The sequence below is a fragment of the Paraferrimonas sp. SM1919 genome (assembly GCF_010993985.1).
Taxonomy (GTDB): domain Bacteria; phylum Pseudomonadota; class Gammaproteobacteria; order Enterobacterales; family Shewanellaceae; genus SM1919.
In genome coordinates this window covers 162,465-173,998 of record NZ_WINH01000006.1, presented here as the reverse complement: position 1 = coordinate 173,998, position 11,534 = coordinate 162,465, and the positions used below count along the sequence as shown (strand labels likewise).

Below are 11,534 nucleotides of genomic sequence, written 5' to 3'. Positions count from 1 at the left end.
AGATTAGATTAACGCGCTAAAACAGCGAGTTAATAACAAATTATGCTTGGCGACCATAGCATTTTGGACCCACCTGACTCCATTCCGAACTCAGAAGTGAAACGAAATTGCGCCGATGGTAGTGTGGGGTCTCCCCATGTGAGAGTAGGTCATCGCCAGGCTTTAAATATCGAGAAAGCCCCAACCGAAAGGTTGGGGCTTTTTTCGTATGTGCGTTTATATTTTAAAATTCGGTATTCATTGAGGGGTGATCTTTTTAAGCTACGATTAGATGTTCAAGTATCTCCACGGAGTGCCGGGCTGCCGGCAGCGTTATGACGAATGAAAATTAAGGTCACGCAGATTGCCTGGAATATCGGAGAGCGCAGCCCGCTTTCCCCTTGGGTGCTGTCGCCACCGCGACTCCCAAACAAGAACAGCCGAGCCCCGCTAAAAATACTCTCAAAACTAAACTAAGACAAACTAACAAACCGCAGAAATCCCTGCCTCATTATGCCAGTAGCCATTAACTTCGTTGGCTCCTAGTGGCATGTTTGTATTTGCCTGTAGGTGCTGATGAATTTCATCAATCTTAGCTGGGGTCAGGCCTAGGTTTGGCTGTAAGCGCAACCATTGTGGATTGAGCTCGCCTAACTGCTGCACTTCACTAAATAGATTATGTTTCTGAGCCGATTGGGTTTGCACACCGTTCACACGTAATAAAGGCTGATCATCTAGAGATTGGGTCAACATACCCTGTGGGTTTTGACGGCAAATAGTCTCACAGTTTTCTTTATTTAACTTATGCTGTCTGGCGGTATAGCAGCGCGCCGAAAATGCCAGTGGTAAATAACCGTGGGCAAACAGTTCCAGTTCAAACTGGTCGCGAATGCCTTGCTGCTGACATTGCCCCAGTAAGGTTTCTAGCCAGTGTTTAGGCAGTTCAACCGGTAGGTTAAAACCAACCGCACCCCATTGCAGCAGTTTTTGCATATTGGCGAGGTTATAACAGTTAACGGCAGATCCCACTACAAATGGCTTTTGCAGTTTATGCATCAGTGCAATTGCGCTGTAGTCATTGGTCTCAATTAGGTAACCAGTATTGGCGGCGTTTTCTAGGGCTTTTAATTCACTGTCAGAGCTGTATAAAGACAGCGAACTTAATACCACTTGTTTACCAGCATCGCTAAAGTCTTTGGCCAGTGCTAGGTAGTCGGCTTCTTTTAATAAGCGACGCTTCGCACAAACGGTTTCACCTAGGTAAACACGCTCGATAGGGGATTCTAAAAGGCTTTGGTAGTAATCAAAAGCTTGTTGTTTTTCCCAGCAGTACGGCAGGGGCGCAAGGGATAATTTCATTGTTATTGCCATGTTTTTTGGTATGGACCAAGGGTAGCCGCTTGGCCTTCTGCCAATTCGTTTAGGGCTTCACGCCACTGGGGCTGAACTTGGAAGTTAGTGCTGTCGGTTTTTACACTGTCAATAGCCTGACGCCAGGCACTGGCCACTTGCGTCACATAGGCCGGACTGCGTTGACGGCCTTCAATTTTCAGACAGCTGATATCTGCAGCCAGTAATTCAGGCAGTAAATCTAGGGTGTTGAGACTACTTGGGGTTTCAAAGGTGTGGCCTTTGTTATCACCACACTGGTAGCGCCCCTTACAAATGGTTGGGTAGCCGGCGGCTTCGTGTTTATCGTTCTTGTCTAGTAAGAACCCATTGAGGCGGGTTTCTAGTTCACCGTCATTTTGTTGCCAGCGAACAAACTTACTTGGTGAACAAGCCCCTGAAGTATTCGGCGATTCACCCGTTAGGTAAGACGATAAATAACAGCGGCCCTCAGAATTAATGCACAGGCTGCCAAAGGCAAACACTTCTAATTCCATGGTGGTGCGTTTAGCTAAGGATTGGATTTCTTTAATTGATAACACCCTAGGCAGTACCGCACGTTCAATCGCAAACTGTTGCTGGTAAAATTCAAGCGCAGTAGCGGTTGTAGCCGATGCCTGCACAGATAAATGCAGCGGCAGGCCTTTATGCTTGTGATGGCTGTAATCCATTAGGCCTATATCGGCCATGATCACCGCATCAACGTTGGCATCGGCGGCAACATCAATGCTGTTATGCCAAATGTGTTCCTGCTCTGGACGGGAAAAGGTATTAATGGCCACATACAGTTTTACCCCAGCGGCGCGGCAAATATCGCGAGCTTTTATTAACTGCTTGGGGGTGAAATTAAGACCGGCAAAGTGACGAGCATTGGTTTGATCCTTCATGCCGATATAAACAGCATCAGCACCTGCATGAACAGCTGCCTTTAAAGAAGCGAGGTTACCTGCGGGGCATAAAAGTTCCATTGGTATCCTTAGAAAAAGATTGATAAAAAACAATCTTAGCGAGATTTAAAAGCCCTTTTCTTGAGGTAGTTCAAACAACTTAAATTCGCTATTGAGTAAAGTATGGTTTTATTGTTTTGAATCAATGTTTACCAATAAGGGCGATTAAAAGGGCCAGTCTATGTTTAAACAATTACAAAATACACTTGAAGCTTTGCTGGTTGCTAAAGGCCCAAGTGTGACTAAGCCAATCGTGCAGTTTATGCCTTTCACCATTAAGCAGGGTATTGCCAAATATTTCCTAAATAATTTGTTAAAAGCCCCCCTAGAAGAGGGTGAACTGGAGTTTTTAGAGGGAGAAACCTTAGCTTTAGAAGTGGCAGATATTGGCTTATCACTGTCATTGGGTTTGGTTGATGAGCAGTGGCAGATTGCTCCAACTAACGGCACAGAAAGTGTCACTTTTAGTGCTGATAGCCAGTCGCTGTTGCTTATTGCCAGTAACAAAGCTGACCCAGATACGCTGTTCTTTAAGCGCAAACTGATGATCTCCGGTGATACCGAATTAGGCCTAGAAATTAAAAACCTATTTTTAGGATTAGACCCAGACTGTATTCCACAGACTTGGCAATCTAGTCTACATTTTGCGGCAGATATTGTGCAGAGACAGCAAGCGGCCTAATTTTACTGAGCTATGGATAAACATAAATTGATTTGTTGATATCTTGATTTGAGGTAAAAATTTACAGAATGTGGTTCTGAATATTACGTACTCTTCTTTGAAGATCATTAAGTACCTCTATAAGGCAAGCTAAACTCCAAATCTAGAATTCACTAGTATAACTATCAGCACTAGGATTAAACATATTACTGGTAATAGCTATTTAGAACTTACCTTCCTTTACAGAAGGCGGAAGTCTGAGCTATCAGGAACTTAGCTACAGTGGCGGCGAATGGCTAACTGTTGGTGGTGCGGTGATTACCAGCTGGGCAATTAATGCCAATGGCTATTTAGAGTTTAGTCTTGGTGATATTACCCTTACTGTGCAGTTATTGGTTGATAATCCTGCTGCTATTGGCTTGTGGGATCATAACAGTGGCGACTCTCAAGTCTGGTTACCTACCCGGCCAACTTTTGAGTAATCACTCAGCTAGTTAATAAAAGCCTTAGTTATCTAATAACTAAGGCTTTTTTATTAAATATTTCTTTATTTGGTTATTTTTGGGTTGTTTTTGTTCGATTGGGCTAACTTGTTGTTAATTAAGCTAGAATTGGGTCGCCTTAGGATGTAAGGTTCCGTAAAACTTTGTTCAAGGAAGAAGAATGTTAATCACAAAGCGCCTGTTAACTGCTGCGTTTGTTTTACTTTTTAGTGCTTGTAGTGGAGAAGCGCCAACTGAGTCAGAAAAAACACCAGTAAAACCCCTTACCGTAACGACAACCTTTGATAAAAGTGAAGCTTGTAGCTTAGGTGGCGTGTTAACTACAGAGGGGGACGATGCTAATAATAATGGTCAGCTAGAGTCATCTGAAATTACCCGCACCACAGAGACCTGTAATGAACCCCCTGTTAGTTCAACCATGACGATAAAAGGGATAATTTCGCCTGATTTAGTGGCGACGATTAATTCTGAGCAACAAGGCATTGCAGTAGAGGGTTTTGGGTTTGGTCATTTACTAAGCTCATTTACCGAACTTTTTTCCAATACAGATGAACAGCTAGCAACAACTACCGCCTCGCAAATCTCCATTGTGCCTCAATGTGTAGAGGGGATTGTTGAAGACAGCTCTGCAGAAAGTACAGATGAACAAACCTCCCCTCAAGAAGGCGAGATAACTCTTCCTTTAACTACAGTCATTCCGATTACTACTGATGAACAGGGTAACTACGAAGCTGAAGTCCCCTTGTGTGATGATTACGACTTAGTGGTAGTGGATAGCGCAAATGAGCAAGGTGTAATTATTAACCCTGTCATCCCTATTGTTGATGGTTCAGATGTGTTTTTCCCAACGGTTGACAGCAGTAGTCTCAGCCCGACGGGTACGGTCAGTTTAAACATTGTAAGTGTGACTGAGCAGGTAGCCGTTGCCAATGCGCAGGTAACATTCAGAGAATTAAACCAATCTATTAGCTCTAATGCCCAAGGGCAAGTGACTTTACGTAATGCACCTGAAGGTAGTTACACTCTAACTATTGAACATAACGATTATGCGTCAAGAGCTATCGATTTTAGAATTGAAGCCGGAACTACAACTGAACTGGTTGATATTGGCTTGCATAGCGACAGGGGACATTTAGCGGGTCAAGTCAGTGGTGAAGGGCTTAATTTGTCTGCAGGTTTTACGGTTTACGCCCGAGCTGCTGATGGCAGTATTTTTAGTACCATAACCGATGAAAATGGTTTTTATACATTGGCTAACTTACCCGTTGGTGAGGGCTACAGTGTGATTGCTAAGGCCAATGACTTTGAGATAGATAAAGTCGATAACCTCAGGGTCGAGAAGGACACCACTCGTAATGTGCCCAGCTTAAGTCTGATGAGGCAAGATAGTCAGGAACCAATAGGTTCGTTAGCGGGTTATGCCCGTTTTGCTAACCGTGGCGATATGGAGCACGCGGGCATTATTGTATCAATTGAAGGCACAGATAAAGAAGCCATTACCGCAAGGGATGGTTCATATGTGTTTAATCAATTGAGCGCTGGTAGTTATACCATCAACTACACAGACTCTAATCATGTTAGTTTTTCAACGAACATCCAAGTTCACAATAATCTAGCGACTACGCTAGACGCAGTTGAATTGCTTAGCTTTGCTGGGAGTTTGAGCGGAAAAGTCGTGGATACGGCAGGTGCTGCTGTAGTAGAGCAGGCCGTTCTACTCTCCCCTATAGGGGTAACGGTAGTTACAGATGCAGATGGTTTTTTCCGCTTTTCTGGTGTGCCGGTTGGGGCATATTTTGTCGAAATAAATAAGCAGGGTTATGGCGCTGTTTCACTTCCTGTCAATATCACTGAGGAATCAAAAAACGGCGAAGTGGTACTTGAGGAAAGCATTAATTTAGTTGCGAACTCATTATCAGGTCTGGTAGTGAGTAGCGGTGTTGAGCTCGATGGCGTAATTGTTTCTTTGGTGGGGGCAGCTGATAGCCAAACTGTCCAAACAGATTCTGAGGGCCGATTTATCTTATTAGGTGTAGCACCTGCAGAGTATCAGTTACAAGTGAGCAAGACTGGTTATAAAAGCTTTCAGATGCCGTTAGTGATGCCTGAGATAGAGCATTACGATTTACCATTACCAATAGAAATTGAACCTCAGATGGGAGTCGTAAAAGGCAACGCTCGATTACCGCATAAATCTGATCATAGTGATATTTTAGTTAAAGTTAGGGGTACAGATTATCAAACATTCACCGATTCTTCTGGTGACTGGAGCTTGCAACTTCCTGTGGGTAACTATGCCGATGTTGTGATTTTTTCAAAAGCTCTTTATTCATCTATAACTTATGATTCGACAGTGGTAGTAAATGAGGTTGGGGATTTCATTACTTCAAATATGACTTTGGAGCAAACCCATGCCCGTGTGAAGTTTGAAGTTACAACTGTAAATCAATGTCCGAGTAATATTCGGGTCGATGTTACAGATTCCGAATCTGCTCATAAAAGCACTTTTGTGGTTAGTGATAATTACTTTAATGAGGCGTTACCATTAGGTCTGCACCGCTTTGAGATTTATTGTCCTGAATCGGGGTGGGAAACGGCTGTGAGTTTCATCGATCTTGATTCGGGTGTAGAGCTTGTCGAACTGTCGGCTATAAAGCTGCGTCAATCCTATGTGATAATTAATGATGGGGCTGAATTTACCAATAACAAGTTGGTATATCTAACTATTGGACATGAAGAAGCAAGTGAAATGCAGATCAGTGTGAATGGCACGTTACAGCAAGCATGGAAGGCTCTGGAATCTGAAGCATTGATAAGTCTTGATGATGAAGATGGGCTTCAGCAGGTTAGTGTCGAATTCAGGAATAGTAATGAAGAATTGTTGCAAGATGAAGTTGATGAAATTGTTTTAGATACTCAAATACATGTGGATAGCTTCGTCGCGTCAACAGTGAGCACCATGGGGGATGAGCTGGTTCTTACCCTTAATTTGGGTGAAACTGGCGCTATGGTGAAGGCGCATTTGGGAGACATGTTCTCCAATTTAAATCTCAATGATGACGGTGTTAAAGGGGATGCCGTGGCTGAAGATGGAATTTATTCAGCTGCGTATATCATTGATAGACCTTTTGAAATTGACTTTGGTGTAACAGCATTGATAAACGATCGTGCCGGTAACGAAATGCAAGTGGTCTCGAATGCATTAAACCTGAGCACGGCTCCAAGTGTGGTGAACTTGAAAACCTCCTCAAGCACTTCAAATCGAAGTGTAGTATTCGACTTTCATACAAATGAACCCGCAAGCTCTGTACTATTATACGGGATTAGTGCAGATGCATTGTCTAATACTCAAGTTATAAATGAAACTTATACAAGCAATCACCTGGTAACCTTAGGTGACCTTACACCGAGTTCAGAGCTTTGGTACAGAATTATTGTTACAGATAAAGCTGGGAATGAAGGAGAGAGGTCTGGCAAAGTGAAAATGGCGCCTGATAGGGTGGAAGGCTTAAGTGCTCACCCTGGTGATTCTGAAATTGGTTTATTGTGGCAGCATTCATCAAAGAGTGATATTGCTGGCTACCGTATATATCGTAGTAGTAGTGCTATGGAGTCACCAAGTCTGGTTAATACTAGTCAATTAGTTCGTGATAATTACTACAGCGACCAAAACTTACAAAATGGAACGACCTATCGTTATTTTGTTACTGCAGTTGATAGCCAAGAGAATGAGTCTTTAACATCGCTGGAAGTTAACGGAATTCCATTTGAACATTATGCAGGTCCGACTTTAGTAGAAGGAGGCTTAGTTGATAGTCAGTGGGTTTGGTTAAAGTCTCGATCGCCATATCAACTTACTGCGAACTTGCGTATTGAACCAGGGGCTTCGTTAACTCTAATGCCTGGTACTGTGCTCAATATGATGAAGGCACCGCAAGTTGCTGAGGGGGAAGAGACACGAAATACAGCTAGGTATATTGAAGTTGATGGACAGTTTAGGGCTTATGGTACAGAGGACGATAAAGTTGAAATTAATCGTATTGACCTTCCAAGTAATTTCTCAACAACTGGGGAATCTAGCAGCAAAGTGGGTGAGAAGTCTCTGATACTCTTCAGACATGCCCATCTAAAGCAGGTAACGACTAGCAGCCGAACGAAAGAGTTAGTTCACCTTGATTCTGCTACTGTCAAGATTGCTGGTGATGTTGGCAATCAGATGTTTTACGCAGATAAGGTTGCCAATTCGACCTTAACTGCTGAAGTGATTATTGAGCAAGAGTCAACTTGCACCAACGATGAGACAAACCTAAAAGAGTCTTGCATTGCATTAAGTGTATCTAGCTATGGAGATTATTACCTAAATTCAATATTGGACAGCCAAGCTTTTGCAACAGGTATTTCCGAAGAGAATGCAAATAAAGTCAGACAGGGACAGTATACAAGCCGTGCTCTATCTCTTTATGCTGATGTTGCTCATGGGGTGGACTTTAAGTATGGCCATATTCAGGCAGATACTATTGAGCAGTCGAATATTGCTCATTCTGTGATGCAAGTGAAGAGGCTGTTACACAATGAAATTATAGACTCTCAGATATGGCCTCCGTTTCAACGTAAACTCCAAAATGCTAATTACAATGTAATTGATGAGATTAGTTACTTTGCCTCCCATGGGGTAGATGGCTATGAAGATACAAACTTTGCGTCTAACTATTGGAGCACACATGATATCGCAGATATTATGTTGCGTACCAACTACAAAACCACAGGTGCTAGTCGTTTATACCCGGTTATATCTTCTAGTAATATTGAGAATGCTGATTTTGATAGTGATGGCATTCCAGATCGTCTAGACCCGGATAATGATAATGATGGCTATGCAGATGTTCAGGAAGAAAAGCTGTCAAGCTTCGGTTTAGATTATGGTGTGTCAGTTATTTTCAGCCCATTGGACCCAAACTCGCACCCTAATGGAGCCATTGATACTGATGGAGATGGTATTACTGATGATGAAGATGAAGATATCGATGGAGATGGCATCAGTAATGTTGAAGAGCTAGAGCTGGGGCTAAACCCTGTTCTAACCGATACCGATGGTGATGGTGTTTCAGATAATCAAGAGCTAAGTTTGGGGACGGATCCGCTTAACTCAAGTTCTAAGCCTGTGAATAATTATACGAATGGCCTTGTTATTGGCAGTCATAACTCAAATAGCAATAACGAGTTTGTAATTTCAGGAGAGAGTATTCTGTCAAACTGTGTTGTTGAAGCAGGCACTACCCTCTTGTTGGACCTCCAAGAATGGAAAGATATTACTTTTGATTCCTGTCGCTTTGAAGGTGAGTTTGGCAAGCCTATTGTCATAAAGGGGCATCCAAATATTCCAGATGATGAAAATTTAAAAAGTAGTGATGTATATATTGTTGACAGTCAAGTTGATTACTTGGTATTGAAAAATGATATTGAGGTAATATTTAGAGTGTATACCTCAGAAGTAAAAAATAGTGAGCTTAATGCTGCTTTTGCTGGGTATTACTCTAACTCTTCAGTGGTTGATAGTTATATCGATACGGCGAGATTTAATAAGAGTTATATTGAGCATTCAAAAATTCTTAATACAAGTATATTTAATGGAACTGTGGTTAAAGACTCATATTATGGCTCTACTCCTAGTTCGGGTTGGGAAGTAGAAGGAAGCTTTGATGGCGTAGTATCTGATATCGGGGTAGTAACCAGCAAGCATGGAATGATCGATATAAAGAATAGTCTTTTATTTGAAGATTTTTATTTTGATGTCTACTCCTATCAACAGACGCGTTTTACCGATACTGATATTTACAACTTTCCTAGTAGAGCTGGTGAAAGCTTTTATGATGGGGTGGCTATTGCTTACGATGGGGTGGTAATCGACTATGCCAAAGGCTTACCTGATGATAATACCCCTGATGGCATATTAAGCACTGTTATCACTAATCCAATAAATGGCGATACTAATAAGCTTGATGGCTTATTAAACCCTAGAACCAGCTTAAACTTCCCAAACGGGGTGCGCGACCTATGGGATATGCGTTATGTTGGTACTGGCTTGGTTGAACCTGGTGCTCCTACACTACTTATTGAGCAAGACTACTTTTATAGTTTACCAATTAGTCCTGATCAAACCTTAAAGCAGATGAAGCTGACTTTTAGCGCTGACGGCGGGGTTGTATATGAGTGCTATAGCGCTGAGGTAGGGGATATTCAATGGCTTCGGGATATAGCTTGTGATAATAGCGGCTTTTGGCATATAGCTCATAGTGGATTCGGTAAGAGCCATATAGCATTTGATTGGACTGGGACTGAGTCGGTTATTGGCAACTCTATAGATATTGTTTATGACGAACAGGGCCAAGTGGATTTATCGAGCTTGGGTTTTGAAAAGTCGCAGCTAGACGTTCCATCCACAAATGTAATGTATGCTCAGGGCTTTGATTATTATCGAATGAGCGGAGTACTAACGCTGGAAAACCGCTTTGGTTATGCCATCCCGCTTCTGCCCGATTTGAAAGCGGTTGTGAAAACAAGCAATGGCGATGTTGTGATGCCGGTTGATCATGACACTGGGTATTTTGGTTTTGCAGGATGGTTAGATGCAGGTCAATTAAACTCTACGGTAACGGTCTCGATATTTGTCGACTCGGATGATAACGGCTTACAAGATGACACCGAACGTTCATTAGGTTATGGTCATTTCGATACTGAATTGGTGTTTGGTACTTTTGAGCAGCCTATGATATTGAGAAATATGGATACAGGTATAGGTATTGAAGACCTTATCGGGAATACTTACTATTTGGTGACAGAAGATGCTGATAACTCACATAATATGACGGAAATAACTTTCGTTGATGAATCGAAACTAGGTTACCGATTCTTTAAAGCAGATTTTGGCGCCTCAGAATGGCTTCATCTTGGTAGTGACTGTGAATTAGTAGGCTGTCAGCCGACGAAAAAAGATGTTAGCTCAGCAAGCTATCAATACTGGTTGCAAAGTGAAATGCATACCAGCACAGCTGGTGGGGAAACCTATAGTTATTATGGTACCACTTTAAAATTGAATATAGATGGGCAGAACTGGTATTTGATAGCTTCATTAGCAGATGTCTTTGATGACAAGGTTGAGATGCATCGACAAGCTTCAGCTGTTCTGGACCAGAATAGCAGAAGAGGTATATATAGCTTCTATAATGAGCTGCCTCAAGTTCCAAAACACCGCTCAGATATGACTTACAAGCTTGCAGATATAGGCTTTGTGGAAAGCTTTGTTGGTGGTTACATTATAAGTCCCAAACGTGCCCAATATATTGATAATAATCAGCAGCTTTTCAATACATGGAATTATGAAGAACTTTATCTTAGTGAAATTCATGCTGCGTCAGTGACCCCTTTTTATGGTTGGCGTAATGATAATATCGCTCAGGATTGGGGTTGGGGCTTTTCTGTAGAAGAAAGAAGGTTTTTCCCTGAGCCACGCTACAGTGCTGAAGGATTATTAAGCTTTGGTAGTGAAGGAAGTAATTACCGAAAAATTAAAATAGTTGCGATTGACCAGGAAAACCCTACATGGGTTTTACAGCATGATAACGCTTACCCTAGAGCCTACTTTCAAGAGGGAGGCATTAGTTTTGATAACAACGGTAAACCAGAATTAGATGTGTCAACCTATAAAGCACTAGATGTTTCTGCTATAACTGGGAAAGTATGGGTTAATCATTTAATAGCAGATAAGTATATAGAGATGTCATTTAATGAAGATGGCAGTTTGAGTTATCAGGAGCTGCAATACAATGGCAGCGAGTGGATCGCTATAGGGGATATGGTATTCACCCAGTGGACTGAAACCGAAACTGGTCAGCTGCAATTTAGCTTAGGCGATACGGTGAAAACCATGCAGTTATTGTTCACTAATGATGACGTTTCAGCGTTATGGGATGTGGACTATGGTGAGTCACAGGTATGGCTACCAACTAGGCCTGCAATGCAAAACTAACGGTTAGCCTGCTGTTTGACTAAGCAGGC

5 protein-coding genes and 1 rRNA gene are annotated in these 11,534 nt (G+C 42.2%); 4 read left to right on the top strand and 2 right to left on the bottom strand.

The genetic code is table 11. The features are described from left to right. Positions 1-45: 45 nt before the first annotated feature. Positions 46-161, top strand: a 5S ribosomal RNA gene (rrf, locus tag GFB48_RS05590). Positions 162-462: 301 nt separating this feature from the next. Here the strand turns inward: rrf and GFB48_RS05585 are convergent. Then, positions 463-1,338, bottom strand: a complete 876-nt coding sequence (locus GFB48_RS05585; RefSeq protein ID WP_163932379.1) for a U32 family peptidase — start codon at positions 1,336-1,338, stop codon at positions 463-465. A 2-nt stretch (positions 1,339-1,340) separates the two neighbouring features. Next, positions 1,341-2,336: a peptidase U32 family protein gene (locus GFB48_RS05580; RefSeq protein WP_163932376.1), complete on the bottom strand. Its 996-nt coding sequence runs from the start codon at positions 2,334-2,336 to the stop codon at positions 1,341-1,343. Between the two features lie 160 nt (positions 2,337-2,496). On the opposite strand from GFB48_RS05580, the gene GFB48_RS05575 reads away from it, so the two are divergent. The 3 genes from GFB48_RS05575 (at position 2,497) to GFB48_RS05565 (ending at position 11,505) form a co-directional block, all read left to right on the top strand. Next, positions 2,497-2,997 (top strand): SCP2 domain-containing protein, encoded by a 501-nt coding sequence (locus GFB48_RS05575; protein ID WP_163932373.1) that lies wholly within the window; start codon positions 2,497-2,499, stop codon positions 2,995-2,997. A gap of 293 nt (positions 2,998-3,290) precedes the next feature. After that, a complete protein-coding gene (locus tag GFB48_RS05570) occupies positions 3,291-3,458 on the top strand; it encodes a hypothetical protein (protein ID WP_163932371.1) in 168 nt (55 codons plus the stop codon). A gap of 181 nt (positions 3,459-3,639) precedes the next feature. Beyond that, positions 3,640-11,505 (top strand): carboxypeptidase regulatory-like domain-containing protein, encoded by a 7,866-nt coding sequence (locus tag GFB48_RS05565; protein WP_163932368.1) that lies wholly within the window; start codon positions 3,640-3,642, stop codon positions 11,503-11,505. The last annotated feature ends 29 nt before the right edge of the window (positions 11,506-11,534 follow it).

Excerpts from the sequence above, each read along its gene's own strand:
- GFB48_RS05585 (WP_163932379.1), bottom strand. The coding sequence starts at position 1,338 with ATGAAATTATCCCTTGCGCCCCTGCCGTACTGCTGGGAAAAACAACAA.
- GFB48_RS05580 (WP_163932376.1), bottom strand. The coding sequence starts at position 2,336 with ATGGAACTTTTATGCCCCGCAGGTAACCTCGCTTCTTTAAAGGCAGCT.
- GFB48_RS05575 (WP_163932373.1), top strand. The coding sequence starts at position 2,497 with ATGTTTAAACAATTACAAAATACACTTGAAGCTTTGCTGGTTGCTAAA.
- GFB48_RS05565 (WP_163932368.1), top strand. The coding sequence starts at position 3,640 with ATGTTAATCACAAAGCGCCTGTTAACTGCTGCGTTTGTTTTACTTTTT.